At 40.7% G+C, this 17,572-nt stretch carries 13 protein-coding genes and 4 tRNA genes; 8 read left to right on the top strand and 9 right to left on the bottom strand.

Annotated features, from left to right (window positions below):
* Positions 1–15 precede the first annotated feature (15 nt).
* Genes AC1EU2_RS10935 through AC1EU2_RS10925 form a run of 3 tightly spaced genes read right to left on the bottom strand, consistent with a single transcriptional unit; the run spans position 16 to position 4,807 of the window.
* Complete coding sequence (locus tag AC1EU2_RS10935; protein ID WP_480298313.1) at positions 16–3,087, bottom strand: multidrug efflux RND transporter permease subunit; 3,072 nt, start codon at positions 3,085–3,087, stop codon at positions 16–18.
* Positions 3,088–3,097: 10 nt separating this feature from the next.
* Positions 3,098–4,216, bottom strand: a complete 1,119-nt coding sequence (locus AC1EU2_RS10930) for an efflux RND transporter periplasmic adaptor subunit (protein WP_480298312.1) — start codon at positions 4,214–4,216, stop codon at positions 3,098–3,100.
* Between the two features lie 15 nt (positions 4,217–4,231).
* Entirely contained in the window at positions 4,232–4,807 is a 576-nt protein-coding gene (locus AC1EU2_RS10925; RefSeq protein WP_480298311.1) for a TetR/AcrR family transcriptional regulator, read from the bottom strand.
* Between the two features lie 367 nt (positions 4,808–5,174).
* Between AC1EU2_RS10925 and rep the strand changes: the two genes are divergently transcribed.
* Positions 5,175–7,190 (top strand): DNA helicase Rep, encoded by a 2,016-nt coding sequence (gene rep / locus AC1EU2_RS10920; protein WP_480298310.1) that lies wholly within the window; start codon positions 5,175–5,177, stop codon positions 7,188–7,190.
* Here rep and AC1EU2_RS10915 read toward each other — a convergent pair.
* Entirely contained in the window at positions 7,187–9,073 is a 1,887-nt protein-coding gene (locus tag AC1EU2_RS10915; RefSeq protein ID WP_480298309.1) for a diguanylate cyclase domain-containing protein, read from the bottom strand. The genes rep and AC1EU2_RS10915 overlap by 4 nt on opposite strands.
* 217 nt (positions 9,074–9,290) lie before the next feature.
* Between AC1EU2_RS10915 and AC1EU2_RS10910 the strand changes: the two genes are divergently transcribed.
* The 4 genes from AC1EU2_RS10910 to AC1EU2_RS10895 all read left to right on the top strand — a co-directional run bounded on the left by AC1EU2_RS10910 (position 9,291) and on the right by AC1EU2_RS10895 (position 9,685).
* Positions 9,291–9,367: transfer RNA gene (locus AC1EU2_RS10910), tRNA-Arg, on the top strand.
* A gap of 48 nt (positions 9,368–9,415) precedes the next feature.
* Positions 9,416–9,491: transfer RNA gene (locus AC1EU2_RS10905), tRNA-His, on the top strand.
* Between the two features lie 5 nt (positions 9,492–9,496).
* A tRNA-Pro gene (locus AC1EU2_RS10900) sits at positions 9,497–9,573 on the top strand.
* A gap of 35 nt (positions 9,574–9,608) precedes the next feature.
* Positions 9,609–9,685, top strand: a tRNA-Pro gene (locus AC1EU2_RS10895).
* Positions 9,686–9,708: 23 nt separating this feature from the next.
* On the opposite strand, the gene AC1EU2_RS10890 is transcribed toward AC1EU2_RS10895, so the two are convergent.
* From AC1EU2_RS10890 to AC1EU2_RS10870, 5 genes are read right to left on the bottom strand one after another with little or no spacing between them, the layout of a single operon-like run.
* Entirely contained in the window at positions 9,709–9,945 is a 237-nt protein-coding gene (locus AC1EU2_RS10890; RefSeq protein WP_480298308.1) for a hypothetical protein, read from the bottom strand.
* 48 nt (positions 9,946–9,993) lie between these two features.
* Entirely contained in the window at positions 9,994–10,389 is a 396-nt protein-coding gene (locus AC1EU2_RS10885; protein WP_480298307.1) for a hypothetical protein, read from the bottom strand.
* Between the two features lie 10 nt (positions 10,390–10,399).
* Positions 10,400–11,392 (bottom strand): type III secretion system translocon protein SseD, encoded by a 993-nt coding sequence (gene sseD / locus AC1EU2_RS10880; protein ID WP_480298306.1) that lies wholly within the window; start codon positions 11,390–11,392, stop codon positions 10,400–10,402.
* 29 nt (positions 11,393–11,421) lie between these two features.
* Positions 11,422–13,080, bottom strand: a complete 1,659-nt coding sequence (sctE, locus tag AC1EU2_RS10875; RefSeq protein WP_480298305.1) for a type III secretion system translocon subunit SseC family protein — start codon at positions 13,078–13,080, stop codon at positions 11,422–11,424.
* The gene (locus AC1EU2_RS10870) at positions 13,073–13,549 is read right to left on the bottom strand and encodes a SycD/LcrH family type III secretion system chaperone (protein ID WP_480298304.1); all 477 of its coding nucleotides are present in this window, start codon (positions 13,547–13,549) and stop codon (positions 13,073–13,075) included. The genes sctE and AC1EU2_RS10870 overlap by 8 nt, the downstream gene beginning before the upstream one ends.
* Before the next feature lie 323 nt (positions 13,550–13,872).
* On the opposite strand from AC1EU2_RS10870, the gene AC1EU2_RS10865 reads away from it, so the two are divergent.
* The 3 genes from AC1EU2_RS10865 to prfB all read left to right on the top strand — a co-directional run bounded on the left by AC1EU2_RS10865 (position 13,873) and on the right by prfB (position 17,554).
* Complete coding sequence (locus tag AC1EU2_RS10865) at positions 13,873–15,060, top strand: glycerol-3-phosphate dehydrogenase/oxidase (protein ID WP_480298303.1); 1,188 nt, start codon at positions 13,873–13,875, stop codon at positions 15,058–15,060.
* Between the two features lie 129 nt (positions 15,061–15,189).
* Positions 15,190–16,347, top strand: coding sequence for a chromate efflux transporter (gene chrA, locus AC1EU2_RS10860; RefSeq protein ID WP_480298302.1), 1,158 nt, complete (start codon positions 15,190–15,192; stop codon positions 16,345–16,347).
* Positions 16,348–16,455: 108 nt separating this feature from the next.
* Positions 16,456–17,554 (top strand): peptide chain release factor 2 gene (gene prfB, locus AC1EU2_RS10855; protein WP_480298301.1). Its coding sequence is split into 2 segments (ribosomal slippage): positions 16,456–16,530 and positions 16,532–17,554, totalling 1,098 coding nucleotides; the frame shifts between segments, so codons are not numbered across the junction.
* Positions 17,555–17,572: the final 18 nt, after the last annotated feature.

The raw sequence follows: 17,572 nt of genomic DNA, 5'->3' as shown, positions 1-17,572 counted from the left end.
CTATCCCCTAATGGGTTAAGATTTATTTTCACTAAATTCTTTTAGCGGTTGGTGCTTTTCTGCGAGGAAGGTATAGAACACAGGAAGTACGAATAAGGTGAAAATCGTACCGATACCCAAACCAGATAAAATAACTAATCCAATATTAAACCTTGCGACAGCACCAGCGCCAGAAGCAAAGATGAGAGGGATTAACCCCGCAATCATTGACACCGTTGTCATCAGAATGGGTCTTAGACGAATAGACGCTGCATATTTTATCGCTTCAAGGCGATTGAGCCCATTATGCAGTTGCTCTTCTTTAGCGACTTCACACATCAAAATTCCGTGTTTTGTGATCAAGCCAATCAGAGTGATCATCCCTACCTGACTGTAGATATTCATCGACGAAAGGCCAAAGATATGAGTCCAATCTAACGCAATTAATGCTCCACTGATGGCGAGTGGCACTGTGATCAAAATGACCAAGGGATCTCTCACGCTTTCAAATTGGCTTGCAAGTACTAAGAAGATAATTGCAATCGCTAAAATGAAGGTTGTATACAGCGAGCTGCCTTCAGTTACGTACTGGCGAGCTTCACCCAAAAAGTTATAGCTATAACCTTTAGGTAAATCATTGTTACCGATGTTTTGCATAAACTTAATGGCATCACCTAATGCAACGCCTGGAGAGTTTACGGCACTGATGGAAACGGAGTTCATTTGGTTAAAATGTGGTAATGAACGAGGTTGAGTCGTCATTTCTACATCTACTAAGCTCGATAGTGGGATTTCTCGCCCATCCGCCGCTTTAACATAGTAATGTGATAATGATTCTGGTCCACTTCGAAGGTTACGAGTTACTTGTGGGATCACTTCATATGAACGTCCATCAAGGTTGACTCGATTGGTATATCCATCACTGATCATCGTTGACAATGTCGATCCAATATCTTGCATTGTAATGCCGTAGGCACCCGCTAAATCTCGCTTAATATGGATTTTCATTGTGGCGGAATCGTATTTTAAGTTGATGTCGCTATACACAAAAAGCGGGCTGGCTTGCACTTTGGCAAGCACCTCAGAACCTAACTGGAATAAGTTAACAAAGGGCTCAGAAGAAGTAATAACAAATTGGATCGGTAAACCACTCGAAGCCCCAGGAAGTTCTGGCATTTGGAATGTGGTTAACGCCACTCCCGGAATATCCTTAAGTTCAGCAGAAAACTCCTTCTGCATTTCTTTTTGACTCTTAGTTCGTTCACTCCATGGTACTAAAGGAGCAATACCGAATGCTTGGTTAGAGCTTGGAATACCCACGAATGCTAATGTTGCCGCAGTCTCAGGAGCTTTTTTAAGGATATTTGTGACTTGCTCCATGTTCGCTTGGATAAAATCTAAATTTGCTGAAGATGGTGCAGTGCCTGACATCATTACAACACCGTTATCTTCTTTGGGAGCAAGCTCCGTAGGAATTTGCTTGAACATGACGGGTATTGAAATCAATACAATTGCAGAGAAGACAAGAATGACAGAGCGTTTGTTTAAGGTCGCACTTAGCATTCGGTCGTAGCGTGATGTTAAACCTGAAAGAAAACGTTCTACTCCTTTTTCAAACGCATTGGGCTCTATGTGTGCTTTTAAAATTTTACCGCACATCATTGGCGATAGAGTTAATGCAATGATACCTGAGATAAATACACTACCAGCCAGCGTTAAGGCAAACTCTTTAAAGAGTGAGCCTGTGACCCCACCCATTAAAGCGATAGGAGCGTAAACAGCAGCTAGCGTAATGGTCATCGAGATCACAGGGACTGTGATTTCTCGGGTACCTATAATGGCCGCTCTGAAGGGGGACTCACCTTGCTTTATATGCCGATCGACATTTTCAACGACTACAATAGCATCATCCACAACAAGGCCAATAGCCAGTACCATTGCCAGCAAGGTCATCAAATTGATAGTGAAGCCAAACATCTGCATGACGAGTGCTACACCAATCAGAGATAGAGGTATGGTGACAATTGGGATCAGTACGGCTCTTAACGATCCCATAAACAAAGTGATTACGATGACGACAATTAGTGCTGCTTCGGCAATCGTTTTTATGACCTCATTTATTGACTCATTGATTGCTTGAGATGAATCATATAACACTCTTGCATTCATTGAAGGAGGCAAGTTTCGTTCTATTTGAGGTAATAGATCTCTCACTCCTGCCGCCACAGTTAATGGGTTAGCGGTCGGTGTTACATCAACGCCAATAACGACGGCTTCTTTTCCATCTGCAAGAGCACGATAGACGTCACGACTTTTCTCTAGGCTGACAGTTGCAATATCTCCCAATCGAACCACACCGCCTTTTTTACTGCGAATGACCAGTTTTTTAAGTTCATCAACCGTTGATACTTGTGTATCTGCCGTTCCATTCATCAGAGTGAAGTAGCTGTTGAGTTGTCCGACGGCGGATTGAAAGTTATTAGCTTGTAATACTTGGCTGACTTCTGATGCTGTAAGGTTGAAAGCCCCCATACGTGCAGGGTCAAGCCATATTCGCATGGCATATTGAATCCCGCCGTACAGGTCTGCTTTTGCTACGCCATTTACGGTAAACATTTGCGGCTTAACAACACGCTCTAAATAGTCAGTGATTTGGCTGGAATTTAATTTGTCACTTGAAAAGGCAATATACAATACAGCAGTCTGCGAGCCTGTTGATGAGGTCACAGTTGGATCTTGTGCTTCTTTAGGCAGTTGAGAACGAACAGAATTAACTTTCGCTAACACATCAGCCAGTGCACCATTTGGATCAGTGTTCAACTTCATATTAACTGTAACCGTCGAGGTACCTAAGGTACTTTCAGACGTCATGAAGTCGATATTATCAGCCTGAGCAATGGCTTGCTCAATGGGCTGAGTAATAAATCCTTGGACCAGACTCGCATCCGCACCGTAATAACTAGTCGAAACCGTAATAACAGTATTTGTGATTTTCGGGTACTGACGGACTTGCATATTACTCAGTGCATTTAAGCCCAACATTAAGATGAGTAAGCTTATTGAGACAGCAAGAACAGGTCGTTTAATAAATATATCAGTAAACTTCATCGCTGCCTCCTTAAAGTTGTGGCATAGCTTTAGGCGTTGTGATTGTTTTGCCGTTCACAATTTTAACTTTACTGTTATTGCTTAAACGAATTTGCCCAGTAACCACGATTTGATCGCCAGATTGTAAGTTACCTTTTACCAAGGCAAGATTTCCATTGCGTTCGACAATACTGACGTCCATTTGAGAGACCCGTTTTATTGATTTACCATCTTCTGAAATGGTGTTAACAACGTAAACGGTATTGCCATATAAAGCATAATTAATTGCCGTTTGCGGAATGATAATTTGATTTTCTAATTTAGGAAGTTGGACGTTTACCTGTGCAAACATACCACTACGAAGCTTTTCATCAGGGTTTGGTATTTCTGCTTGTATTTGTATAAGGCCACTTTGGTAGAATACTGCAGGTTCAATTGCTGAGATATGACCGACGAAATGCTGGCTAGGATAAGCATCAACATTGACATTTACTGCTTGGCCAACCTTTACTTTTGATAACTGAGTTTGAGGAATAGTAAAGCGAATTTTTAGTGTTTTTATATCTTCTAAGCGGACGATTTCACTGCCTGCTTGAAGAAACTCACCCAAGTGCACACTTCGAATACCAATTAAGCCAGAGAAAGGGGCTTTAATGACTTTGCGGTCAATCGTTGCTTGTAATGACTTTATATCGGCTTCTAAAGCGAGGTACTTCGCTTCAGCGTTATCGAGATCTTGTTTAGATACGGACTTTTGTCGATACAGTTTAATCAAACGTTGATAATCAGCTTTTGCGGCTGGAAGCTGAACCCGTTTACTGGTTAAATTCGCTTTTTCTACTTCATCATCTAAACGAACAAGAACTTGCCCTTTTTTGACTTCAGCGCCATTTTTAAAGTCAATAGAGCTGATCACGCCAGCTAACTGGTTAGAGACAGTTATACCCTGTAATGGTTCAACAAAACCAATAGCATTAACTTGTGGTTGCCATGATTGTTTTTTCAGAATCTGAGTGGTAACAGGAAACTCTTGTTCAGATAAATTGGATAAAGCGTCAGAGATTTTTCCCTGCACAAATAGATTGAAGCCAATAACTGAGCCAAAGGCCGCAACGGCAACCAAAAGCATTATTAGAATCCACTTTTTCATAATCTGTTATGACTCCTAGCTGTTTGAAAAAGAAGTAGATATTGCTGACCAGCATCGCTTGCAAACAACAAGCAGATCTGAATCGTTATATTCCAAATGTCCTTCTGAAATCCTGTGTCCTAATGCAATCGCTGGCTCAAAACCAATCGAAAACAAATACTCATCTTCAAGATGAGTGATTAAACCTTGTTGCTGACCTTGCTTAAACATCGTAAGCAAAGGCTCAAACGTATCTTGTTCAAATGCTCGGTGTTCATCAGTTTCAGTGCCAGGAAGCTGGCTGTATTGCTGATAGTTGAGCTGGTTTGAACTCTGATTGCTGCCAAGTTTTAAAAAATTAAACCAAAGGTGAGTGAATTGCGCTTCTACACCCTCCTGTGTGAAACCATTGAAAATAAATTCTGCAACGTTTTTAAGTACGTCTTTTCTTAACTCAGAGATAAGTTCTTCTTTATCAGTGAAATACCGATAAATGGTACCCGCAGCCACTTGAGCCGTTGTGGCTAACTTCTGCATTGAGAGGTTATGAAGGCCCTCTTCAGCAATGAGCTGCTCTGCTGCTCTCAAAATTACGTTTCGTTTATTTGCCATAGGTCCAAAATATAAAAATGAATGAATGTTCATTTATTATTGTAAGATTTGTATTTATAACGAGCAAAAGGTGCGCATAAAAATGTGATTCTGATCGTGTTTTTATACGTCGTATACAGTCTGATGAGTTTTAAGTTATGTTGGTTCAGCCCTGATACAGATAATTAGATCACGCTCACAAATATTTATCAGTATAGAAGGCTTTGATATCATTGAGCCCAAAACTCGCTATATACGATAGTAAACTGCTTGCCAAAAAGGGAGTGGTGTCTCAAACGTCTTTTATACTATTCAGTAGTCTTGGGTGCGTTTGCGTTATATAACTCTTTTAGTTCCATCGTCACTCATATTTTGGAAATTGCTTTTAATGAAACTTAATCCTGGTCAAAACGAAGCTGTGCACTATGTCTCAGGCCCCTGTCTCGTACTCGCTGGAGCTGGTAGTGGTAAGACTCGGGTGATCATTAATAAGATGGCTTACTTGCTTGAAAAGTGTGGTTATCGGGCGAGAAATATTGCTGCTGTAACCTTCACTAACAAAGCAGCACGTGAAATGAAAGAGCGTGTTGCACAGTCTATCGGTAAACAGTTATCACGTGGTTTATGGATTTCTACGTTTCATACACTAGGTTTAGAAATCATCAAAAAAGAATATAAAGTTGTTGGTTTAAAAGCAGGTTTTTCTTTGTTTGATGATCAAGATTCATTAGCTCTGCTAAAAGAGCTTACCGAAAATGAATTACAAGAAGATAAAGATCTACTGCGTGCGCTAATGACTGAAATTTCCAATTGGAAAGGTAACCTTGTCATTCCAGAGCATGCATTGAAGATAGCTAAAGGAGAGCAGCAGCAACTCTTTGCTCTATTATACAAACGTTATGCTCAACACATGAAAGCCTATAATGCGCTTGATTTTGACGATTTAATTTTACTGCCAACACTATTACTCAAGCATAACGCTCAAGTGAGGGATCGCTGGCAAACTCGTTTTCAGTATTTGCTTGTGGATGAGTATCAAGATACGAACTCGAGTCAGTATGAGTTAGTGAAATTATTGGTAGGTGAAAGAGCCAGATTTACCGTAGTGGGCGACGATGATCAGTCAATTTACTCATGGCGCGGTGCTAAACCACAAAATCTTGTACTCCTAGGGAAAGACTTCCCACATTTAAAGTTGATTAAACTTGAACAAAACTATCGCTCGAGTCAGCGAATTCTAAAGTCAGCCAATATCCTGATTGCCAACAATCCTCATGTTTATGATAAATCATTATTCAGCGAGCTTGCCTATGGTGAACCATTAAGGGTTTTACTTGCGGCAACCGAAGAACAAGAAGCAGAGAGGGTGGTAGCTGAGATCATCAGGCATAAGTTTGTTGGAAAAACTCGTTACGGTGATTATGCCATTCTATATCGTGGTAATCATCAATCCAGATTGCTTGAACGTGCGCTGATGACCAATCGCATTCCCTATAAGCTCAGTGGTGGTACTTCGTTTTTTGCGAGAGCGGAAATTAAAGACATCATGGCTTACCTGCGTTTAGTTGTTAATCCAGATGATGACAATGCCTTTCTAAGAGTCGTCAATCTACCAAAGCGAGGCATTGGCCCTGCGACATTAGAAATACTCGGTAACTTTGCTAACAGTAAGCATATCTCTATGTTTAGTGCGATTTTTGAAGCCGAGTTGAACCACCATCTCAGCCCTAAAGCGTGTGGTGAGTTATATAAATTCGGTAAGTTCATTGTCGATACGGGGGAAATTGCAACTCGTGGCGAAGGAATCGATGCCATTAAACAGCTCATTCGTAATATTAATTACGAAGATTACCTGTATGAAACCAGTACCAGTGCTAAAGCTGCTGAGATGAGGATGAAAAACATCTCTGAGTTATATCGATGGGTCACAGAAATGCTGCAAGGTGATGATTTGGACGAGCCTATGACGTTGCCAGAAGTGGTTACTCGCTTAACGCTTCGAGATATGATGGAGCGAAACAGTGAAGATGAGGCGGGTGATCAAGTGCAATTGATGACATTGCATGCATCGAAAGGTCTAGAGTTTCCTTATGTGTTTATGGTTGGAATGGAAGAAGGTTTGTTACCTCATCAAACGTCAATAGATGAAGATAATGTTGAAGAAGAGCGTCGTTTAGCATACGTGGGGATCACTCGCGCACAACGAGAGTTGTGGTTTATTATTTGTCGAGAGCGTAGGCAGTATGGTGAGGTTATTAGAACCGAGCCAAGTCGATTCTTAATGGAGTTGCCTCAGGACGATGTTATTTGGGAAAACAAAAAGCCCGCTCAGTCAGAACAAGAAAGAGTGAGTGCTGGTAAGTCAAATATCTCAAATTTAAGAGCGATGTTGAACAAAGACTAACTGGCGACTTTAGGCGTTGGGCTCATTGTTTGGGAAGGCTGGTGGAGAACATAACGTCCGCGTCCTTTAGCCTTAGCTTGGTACATAGCCATATCTGCATTTTTTAACATATTTTCAGTGCAAGATGTGGTTTGTGTACTAATGGTTATCCCAATACTGGCACTAGAATAAAACTTGTGCTCATTGAGAGAGTAGGGTTGAGATAAGAGTTGTAGTACTCGGTCGGCAATTTCAATCGCATCGGTAGTGTGCTGAATGCTATCTAACAAAATGACAAATTCATCTCCGCCTAAACGTCCTAACGTGTCATTTTGTCTAATACAAAGTTTTAGCCTATCTGCGGTTTCTACAAGAAAGCGATCGCCCTCAATATGGCCAAGCGTATCGTTGATCAATTTAAACTTGTCTAAATCAATAAACATCAGCGCAAAGGTGTCATCCGGGTGACGCTGAATATGATTAATGGCATGCTGTAGACGCTCCATAAACATTGCTCTATTCGGTAAGCCTGTTAGAGGGTCGTGTTTGGCATCATAAATGAGCTGTTGTTCAACTTTTTTGCGTCGACTGATTTCCTTTTCAAGTTCTTTATTCGACTTTTCTAACTCTTTTGTACGCTTGTCTACCTGCTTCTCCAGTAGTTTGTAACTACGCTGCATTGCTTCTCTTGATTCTTTTCTTTCGATAGCAGCCGCAATATGTTGTCCAACAAAATTGAGCAGCTCTAAATCTTTTTCTTGAAATCGAACATCTGGTTCATTGTGATGGACGACGAGGCTACCACGAATTTTTTGTTGGATGATAAGTGGCGTGCCCATCCACTGGGTTATTAAAGGCACATTTAAGCAGAAAGGCGTTTCTTGAAAAATCAATTTCTGCTTAGTCATTAAAAGAATGTCATCTTTAGAAAGTAAAATGGGCCTTTCTACTTTCATTACGTATTCAGTCAAACCATCTTTGTATCCGCGGCCTTCATGAATATGGGTTGAATCCTCTGAACTGTAAAATGGAAAGTTAAGCCAATTTTTCTTTTTATCATGCATGGCAATGTAGCAATCGTTGGCTTCAAGTAATTCGCAAAGAATATTGTGCAGTTCGTGATAAAAATCATTGTCGTCAATATAGGACTGGCTGAGATTGGCAATTTTATAAAGTGAACTTTGAAGTCTTTCGGCTTTAATTCGTTCTGTGACTTCAAGTTTTAAATCATTGTAAGCCGTAATCAGTTCACGCGTTCTTACTGAAATAGCCTGTTCTAATTGTGCGTGCTGTTTCAAGCGCTCGCTAACGCCCTCAATGTGCTGACAGATAAAACTGAGTAGTTCTATCTCTGGTTGCCCATAGCAATCGTAAGAGCTGTAGCTTTGAACAACAATGACACCAACTGGGGTGCCGCCTTGCAATATTGGGGTACCAAGCCATGATTTACAACTGGGACCTTGAGGAGTAATACCTTGCGCTGATATTTGCTCATCAATATCTTTACCACAAAATAAAAATGGTTCTCCGGTTTTGATTACATGGCCTGTCAAACCTTGCCAAAGCTTTTTTGATATTTGCTCTGCAGTATTAACAAATGGACAATCGTCTTTTTCATCCACAAAAAAAGGAATGTCGAGTCGATTCGTTTGAGTGCACAAAGCCGCAATGAAAAAGTTATCAGCAGGCATTATTTGTTGCAACTGTTGATGAACGCCTTGATAAAAACAATTGAGAGTCTCTGCTTTAGAAGCAATGTTTGAAATAGAAATGAGAGTGTCTCGAGCACATTTAGCTTGCTTATATTGCAAAGCAATGTCTTTCAATCGAACAATCCGTTTCTTTAATCGACCTACGGTACTGCTCTTTTGATGTGTTTCTGGTTTCTTTACGCCAAAATCCATTTGTTCGTATTCGCTCCAGCTCAGAATTATTCACTTTTTTTATTATCGCAACTAGAATTAACATGTATTTTTTTATCTGCCAAGTCAAATTTTAATCGAATAATGTATAATTCTCGACTTAATGTGCTAATTCTTGAGCAAATAAAATAAAAAGTGAAATCAGTACTAGACGCGGCATTCATTTATCCCTATTATACGCCGCGCTAACCGATGATGAGCGCCCATAGCTCAGTTGGATAGAGCGCACCCCTCCGGAGGGTGAGGCCGAGGGTTCGAATCCTTCTGGGCGCACCATTTCTGGAATGAATGCACTATTCATTAAGTTGTTAGCAAATATTTGTGGTGATTGTAGCTCAGTTGGTAGAGCCCCGGATTGTGATTCCGGTTGTCGTGGGTTCGAGCCCCATCAGTCACCCCACTTCTCGGTGATTAGCGCAGCCCGGTAGCGCATCTGCTTTGGGAGCAGAGGGTCAGAGGTTCGAATCCTCTATCACCGACCACATTTTAAAAACTGATTTTTCAGTTTTCCCAGATACGGTGATTAGCGCAGCCCGGTAGCGCATCTGCTTTGGGAGCAGAGGGTCAGAGGTTCGAATCCTCTATCACCGACCAAACATTAAGCCCTAGTTTAAACACTAGGGCTTTTTTGTGTCTGCTTGAGTTTCAAAATGAATTGGGTAATAAAAACGACTGTGGTCTGAACCTTTAAGAATTAGAGGGAAGTCATGGGAATTATGATTTCTTGCAGATTGCTGGGTAAATGAGTTCAATAGCTCTTCTGCTGATTTGTTTGAAAGAAGACAAAGCTCGTTTAATGGTTCTGATTTTAAACCATTATCGTATGGGATAATATTGAGTCGTGAATACATCATAATTCCACTCCTTGGAAATAACACGCTAACTAAATTTGATCATATCGATTAATAGACAACCCAAACATCGCCTTCTGCATCAAGTTCTTCTACTGCTCCGTTTTGTAAGTATATTTTTTTGAGCAGTTCTAACTTTTTTCTCTCCTCTTCTTCCCAAGGGAAGCATTGCTTTGATAGCACCATGCCTTTTACTCTTTCAATTCCGGGGAGTTGCTTAAAGCTTTTTAGTAACTCGACAAATGCTGAAACTGAACTCTTGATTCCTTTAGGTGATTTTTCGTGAGTTTCAAAGTCACCAATAATCACTTCATTTTCTTCAACTCGATAAGTCATTGTCCACTCATCTGTATTAACGGTTTTTCCTACTTCGTAGTTACTTTCTCCGAAGTAGGCCGTTTCAGGCGTAATTCCCTTACTGATAAAATATTCAGAAACTGGATCCATGGTTCACCTATTATTTGCTGATAGCAGCTTCGATAGCTCTATGTAAGTTTACAAGCTCAGTCAGTAGAGAAATCATATCGACAGAGGTTTTATTTGCTCTTGAGTAAGCATCGCTTACATCTTTAGAAAACTGTTCAGAAATTTGGTCAACTAAACCTGCAATCGTTCTTTTGATATCTGCACCATAAGTAATTTGAGCGCTACCCATACTACCAGCTCCATCGGTGAGCTTACTGAACATTTGGCCGCCAATTGATAAACTTTCACCTATACCAATTTTACCCAATCCACCACCAATGACACCGCAGACACTCGCAACAGAGCCAATTGTAGCACCAGCAACACTTAGTCCACCGGCGAGCATGGCTGCATTACGAGTTTGCCCTATTGCATCCATTTTCTGATTTAAGGCGTTCATTTTGATATCCCAATTGAGCTTATCGAACAGTGTTTTAGCATCCTGAACAATATTACGCAGTGCTTGGAACATTTTGGCTAATTTAAACATTAAATCGTTAATTTCAGCGATGGCTTGAGCACCATCAAGGTCACCTGAACCTAGATTGCCATAATCTTTTTTTAGTGCCGAATAAAAGTCATTACAATCTTTATTCAAGTCGCCAATATCATTAATAAGCTTATCGTCTGATTTTAGCGTACTTGTGAGTTTGTCATGGTTACTCAGCTTAGCGAAAGCAGCATGCCTTTGTTTGTAATCTTGAGTATGTTTACCCATGTTTTGTACTTCATCGTCTAAATCATCTAATTGACGATGTACTTCACTATTCAAGGCTCGATTCAACTCATTTTGTTGATGCTTTCCTTTTTGGGCTTTGTTATTTCGGTGGTGACCCGTTGCTGATTGTAGGTGTCCGCCTTTTCTTGACGCTCGCTTTCCACCTTTTCCTTTTTTACCACCTTTGATGTCATCATCGTCTGAGTAAAGCATGTCGACGTTTTGTGCAGCAATATGCGCCGCATGGAGTGGTGTAATGCTAGTCATAATAAATTCCTCATGTCTAAATCTGTATGTTAACGGCTAATATTCACAGCAACCTGAACGCTTACTTGCATCATTTGCTCTTGCATATCCTTAACGTTTTGTAAGACTGTTGCACTTTTACTAAGCACGTCTTTAATTTGTTTCTCTTCTTCTTTCCTGCTTGAGTCCATATCTTGGTCTAGAAGCCCTAAAAATCCTTGTTGCGTTATCAGTATTTGGATTGCTTTTGTAAAATTACCTTGAACGATAGTATTCGCCCCTTTACCACCTTGACTGATCGATTGACCCAAGCCGAAAACAGCAGTTAAAAAAGTGGATTTTATGGTGACTTTGATTGCAGCCATTAAACAGCGCTTAAAGATTTTTACTCTCATGTCGCTAATAACTCTTGTCAGGTTTCGGTTGATGCCTTTAGCGGATTGTTTTGCCGCTTCATCCATTGACTCTTTTAGGCTGTCTTTAACCATCTTTTTAATTGCATCTTTACCAAAGGCTTTTGTAACGCGTTTGAATACATTTTTAACCGTATCTTTAAGGGCTTCTTTACCTATTTTGTAGCCTTCTTTACCCGCTTCCTCGACGATTTCTTTGACACCTTGGTTAAGAATTCGTGTAACAACAGAGTCTCCAAGTTTTTCAGACACTTCTTCAGCTATTTTTTCAGACACTTCTTCGATGGATTTAACTGCTGCATTAACACCTTGATCAGTCACTTCCATAACTCCCTCTTTAGTGCCTTCAGTACCTGCTTTGGAAACGGCGGCCATGACTTGTTTACCTGCAGCTTGTGTCGCAGTTTCAGCTGCGCCTTTTACTGCACTATTCGCAGCTTTAAAAGCCATACCTGCACCCAAAATATCCGTTGCAAGACCAACCATCTCAATACCCAGTTGAATGTAACCTGCTATTTGAGCTACCTTGTCACAGATTTTGGGGTTAGCACCACAAAGTTTCGCCGTTTCAGCCGCAGCTTTAACCATGCCTGCCACACCTGCTGCATAGTAAGCCGCACCTGCAACAATACTGGCGTAGGCATTTGGGTCACAACCTAAACTTGCAACGGCTTCAACAACGCCTTCGACGAGTTTAAATAAGCCATAGATTTGCTCAGCAATACTGACCACCCAGTCTACGACGCAAGCAAAAATACCTAGCTTTTTGGCTTTCTTTGCGGCATCTACTTGTTTCTTTAACTGATCTTGATACTCTTTAACTTTGTTGTCTCGGATTTTACATTGTGAGTCCGTCATAATTTGACTGGCTTTAGACTTCGCATCAGCTGTAGCTGAGAAGACAGATAAGCAAAGGTTACCCATCATTCCTGAGAGCGATCGCATATTTATTTTTGGTAGATCCCTACCTGAAATAGTGCTGAGTGATTTGACCGCCGCTCTCACCTCTGGTGAATTAGGCTTCGCATTATGAGTGATCGCATTTAAGATATTCTGTGTAGATTGATCGTAATCTTTGAAGCTTACTTGTTCTTTTCTTTCCTTTTTCTCTTGCTCATCAACGTGACTCAGCAATGCACCGGCAGACTGATTAAAATGCGGCAACGATGTTGCTTTTTTGATCGCATGATTGCTTGCATCAATTAAATCTGGGTTAAGATCTGTGTTGTATTCTGGTGTTTCCACTTGGGGGATATGTACACCAGGTTTACCTGTAATTCCGCTACCACTAGGCATTTTGAACCTCCTCAGTTTGAGCTGCTAACAGAGCAAGTTGCTCTTTAGCTGAAGCCTCTACTTCTGAAAATTCAGTCCGTCCGTTTGTCCAATTTAAGGAAGCAGTAAAGCTCTTTGTTGCAAATTCTAAATTTCCAAGCGCACTATAACTTAGCCCTGCATGGTAAGAAGGCAATGGATTATCGATTTGAAGGGTTCCAGCTCTGCATAGGCAATAAATGGCTTCGTGATGTTGATCTAATTGTTGACACATCAAACCTAAAGAGAAGTTGTAATCAAAGTTCCAACTATCGATGCGCCAAAGCATATAGAAGATATTTCTTGCACCGTGGTAATCTTTGAAAGCTACAAGTTGTAACGCATATTGATAAAGGTTATTTAAATCTTTATCGTCAATATCCGTTAGCATTTTCAAAGAGCCGCCCATTTGGACGAACTTTTGTAGCGTATCGAAATCTTCATGTTTCATCTTACAACTCCTTCAATAGGTACTACACAGATGAATAAAAATTGTTTTGCTAGAAGTCTTATGCTTACTCTCTCGAGTCGTTGAAGAGCTGTGGCTTCTGCCTTTTTTGCACTTAACGTGTAGCTGCTATAGTTTTTAGTATAGTCATATCGCTGAGTTTGGCTGATGAACAGGTCATTTTTAACAGCGTTTTTAGACTTCTTCTGATATTAATAATAGATGGTTAAGTTTCTGGCGATATCGAAAAATAGAATAAGTATTTTTGTAACTGGTCAAACCACTAAGTGGTTGTTTATCGCATTACTAATGTTTGAGGCATTTAAATGAAAGATGCAGATGTAGTGATAATTGGAGGTGGAATTTTAGGTTCTGGCGTAGCGCAATGTGCGTCAGCAGCAGGTTACAGAGTTATCTTAGTCGATAAGAATAAAATTGCTAAAGCCACATCCTCGAATTCGAGTAAATTGATTCATGGTGGGCTAAGATATCTTGAAACGGCACAATTAAAGTTGGTATACGAATCATTGTCAGAGCGTTCGTTTCTACTTGCTAATGCAAAAGATCTAGTTAGGCCAGTCAAGTTTTATATTCCAGTATACCAATCTAGCCAACGTAAGCCGTGGCAGCTTTTTACAGGTTTAAGTTTGTATTATTTATTGAGTGGTTTTAGCCGTTATGGTCGGTTTCGTCGTGTTAATAAAAGGGAATGGCCAACTATTACAAGCATTAAACAAGAAGGAATGATCGCCTTATTTCAATATTGGGATGCTCAAACTGATGATCACCTTTTAACATCGGCGGTGGCTGAAAGTGCAAAAGAAATGGGCGCCGAAATTTATGAGAATTACGATTGCACCAAAATTGAGAAAAAAGGTGAATCTTATGTCGTTGAGACTGAAGCAGAAGGTGAAATTGTACAGATTAATGCTAAGTGTGTCGTAAATGCTGCCGGGCCTTGGGGGACGGAAATAGCCAAAAAATTGGTTCCACGAGTACCTGATATGGAAGTAGAACTTGTGGCTGGTTCTCATGTTTTACTGGATATTTCAGCGAGTGACCATATTTTGTATCTTGAATCACATCAGGACTCAAGAGTGGTTTTTGTGATGCCTTGGTATGGAAAGACATTGGTTGGGACAACTGAGAGTGCGGTAAAAGAAGCACCTGATACGTTTAAAGCCTCAGAAAACGAAATCCAGTATCTTTGTGAGATCTACGCTCATTATTTTGAGCGGTACTCATATGACGAATTACAACATTTGATTCTAAAAACCTTTTGTGGCGCTAGAGTCTTGCCTAAAAGTTCGTCCAATCCTTTTAAGCGGTCACGTGAAACCATGATGAAAGTATACCCAGAGCATCAAAATGTGGTCACCATCTTAGGAGGAAAATTAACGACTTATCGAGTGACGGCAAGGCAAACACTGGCCTGGCTTGAAAAACGACTGGGTAAACGAACCCAAGTGGCCGATTTCGATAAGATCGCTTTAAGCAAGCCAAAGGCTAATTGATCGTTTAAGTTCATGGTTGATATCAATAACTAATAACTAATGACATAAATTAAATGCAATCGAACAATGTAATATTACTGACATTAAAGTGTCATAATCTGGCTCAAAAAAATACTTAGGGAAAAGGCAATGCCTATACATATTTTTGGGCAGTTTCTTATTTTAGGTTGTATTTGTTTTGGGGGACCTGTTGCCCATATCGGTTACTTCAATAAACGATTTGTTGGTGAATTGCAGTGGCTCAGTGAAGCGCAGTTTCAACGATTGTTCGCTTTATGTCAGTGTTTACCAGGCCCAGCTTCTAGTCAGCTTGGTTTTGCTGTTGGATACCATCGAGGTGGTTTAGTCGGAGCGCTAGCCGCTTTTATTGGTTTTACATTACCTTCATTTTTATTGATGTTTGCATTAGCGGTGGTCAGTTCAACTTGGCTTGAAACGTCTTGGCTGCTGTTATTGATTCATGGTTTGAAACTATTAGCAGTGATAGTGGTGGCCGATGCCGTCGTCGGTATGAGTAAAAATTTCTGTGATGATATTGCCACTCGAATCATGGCACTGTTTTCGTTTGCCGTGCTGTTGTATTTCCCGAACGCTATTATACAAATTGCGGTATTGCTGATAGCAGCAATCATGGGTAGTACGCTTCTTGCAGAGACAAAATCAGTAACTGAAACTTCATCATTGAAGTTTAAAAAGCGCTGGTTAGCGCTGTTTTCATCACTACTATTTGCATTGATGTGGTCAAATCACTATCCACAAAATATTCAAGTGTTAAAAGAGTTTTATCTAGCAGGTTCATTAGTCTTTGGTGGCGGCCATGTCGTGTTACCTCTGTTACAAAATGGGTTATCTGAAATTATTGATTCACAAAGCTTTCTTGCTGGATACGGTTTTGCGCAATTGATACCGGGCCCGATGTTTACGCTCAGTAGCTTTTTAGGGACAACGGCATGGCAAGGGAATGCTTTCATTGGTGCATTGCTGGCAACATTAGCGATTTTCACGCCCGGATTTTTATTGTTGCTGGCAGCAATGCCAGCGTGGGAATCTTTGTGTCAACGACCGAGGTTTAATGCAGCCATTAAAATGTTAAGTGCTGCGGTAGTTGGCATTCTTGCTGCGGCGTGGGTATCGCCCGTTGTCACTTCATCTATTAATTCATTTGTTGATGGGGTGATTGTTTTAATCGGATTTTATTTGCTGAGATGGAAGGAATTTTCAATTCTTAAGCTCAGCCTGCTTATCTTACTCTTTCAAATCGCAAAATTTGTACTACAAACTTTATAACCGCTATTCCTTGTACAACTCGCTTAGGTTAAAATAATCGGCTGATTTTTTAATTTACTTGAAAGTGGTCCATGGCCGCTTTCAATGCGGATAAGCGAATAGAAATTCATGTTTGAAGTAAATCCGGTGAAAACCAAAATTAAGGAGTTGTCTGAGCGGACAGATCTTCTTAGGGGGTACCTTTGACTATGATGCTAAGAAAGAGCGTCTAGAAGAAGTTACCCGTGAGCTTGAAAGCTCAGAAGTGTGGGACAATCCTGAACATGCCCAAGCGCTTGGTAAAGAGCGTGTATCGTTAGAAAAAGTCGTAAAGACCATTGATGATATGGACAGTGGCTTAGAGGACGTTGAAGGTCTTTTAGAGCTAGCGATTGAAGAAGATGACGAAGAAACGTTTAATGATGCGAGTGCTGAATTAACCGATCTTGAATCTCGTCTTGAAGAGCTTGAGTTCCGCCGTATGTTCTCTGGTCAAAGTGATGAATCTGATTGCTACCTTGATATTCAATCAGGCTCAGGCGGTACTGAAGCGCAAGATTGGGCGAACATGGTTCTGCGTATGTTCCTGCGCTGGGGTGAAGCTCACGATTTTAAACCTGAATTAATTGAAGTGACTGATGGTGATGTTGCCGGCATTAAAGGCGCAACCATTAAATTTACCGGTGAATATGCGTTTGGCTGGTTACGTACTGAAACAGGTGTTCACCGTCTTGTGCGGAAATCGCCGTTTGATTCATCAGGTAAACGTCATACTTCATTTTGCTCTGTATTTGTTTATCCAGAAGTGGATGATTCTATTGAAATTGATATCAATCCCTCTGATTTACGTGTTGATACCTACCGTGCCTCTGGGGCGGGTGGTCAGCACGTGAATAAAACGGAATCTGCGATTCGTATTACTCACTTGCCAACTAATACGGTTGTGCAGTGCCAAAACGATCGCTCGCAACATAAAAACCGTGATGCGGCCATGAAGCAGCTAAAAGCAAAGCTTTATGAGCTTGAAATGCTAAAGCAAAATGCAGACAAGCAAGCTGCTGAAGACGCTAAGTCTGATATCGGTTGGGGAAGTCAAATTCGTTCATACGTTTTGGATGATTCCCGTATTAAAGATTTACGCACAGGCGTAGAAAATCGTAGTACACAGTCCGTCCTTGACGGTGATCTAGATAGATTTATTGAAGCCAGCCTGAAATCAGGTCTGTAATTGTTAACGAGAGAAGAA

Source organism: Parashewanella sp. 2304DJ23-3 (assembly GCF_056591695.1).
This window is presented reverse-complemented; position numbering and strand designations above follow the sequence as displayed.

Bases quoted from the DNA above. Each gene is read 5' to 3' on its own strand.
- AC1EU2_RS10935 (WP_480298313.1), bottom strand. From the start codon at position 3,087: ATGAAGTTTACTGATATATTTATTAAACGACCTGTTCTTGCTGTCTCA.
- AC1EU2_RS10930 (WP_480298312.1), bottom strand. From the start codon at position 4,216: ATGAAAAAGTGGATTCTAATAATGCTTTTGGTTGCCGTTGCGGCCTTT.
- AC1EU2_RS10925 (WP_480298311.1), bottom strand. From the start codon at position 4,807: ATGGCAAATAAACGAAACGTAATTTTGAGAGCAGCAGAGCAGCTCATT.
- rep (WP_480298310.1), top strand. From the start codon at position 5,175: ATGAAACTTAATCCTGGTCAAAACGAAGCTGTGCACTATGTCTCAGGC.
- AC1EU2_RS10915 (WP_480298309.1), bottom strand. From the start codon at position 9,073: ATGGATTTTGGCGTAAAGAAACCAGAAACACATCAAAAGAGCAGTACC.
- AC1EU2_RS10890 (WP_480298308.1), bottom strand. From the start codon at position 9,945: ATGATGTATTCACGACTCAATATTATCCCATACGATAATGGTTTAAAA.
- AC1EU2_RS10885 (WP_480298307.1), bottom strand. From the start codon at position 10,389: ATGGATCCAGTTTCTGAATATTTTATCAGTAAGGGAATTACGCCTGAA.
- sseD (WP_480298306.1), bottom strand. From the start codon at position 11,392: ATGACTAGCATTACACCACTCCATGCGGCGCATATTGCTGCACAAAAC.
- sctE (WP_480298305.1), bottom strand. From the start codon at position 13,080: ATGCCTAGTGGTAGCGGAATTACAGGTAAACCTGGTGTACATATCCCC.
- AC1EU2_RS10870 (WP_480298304.1), bottom strand. From the start codon at position 13,549: ATGAAACATGAAGATTTCGATACGCTACAAAAGTTCGTCCAAATGGGC.
- AC1EU2_RS10865 (WP_480298303.1), top strand. From the start codon at position 13,873: ATGAAAGATGCAGATGTAGTGATAATTGGAGGTGGAATTTTAGGTTCT.
- chrA (WP_480298302.1), top strand. From the start codon at position 15,190: ATGCCTATACATATTTTTGGGCAGTTTCTTATTTTAGGTTGTATTTGT.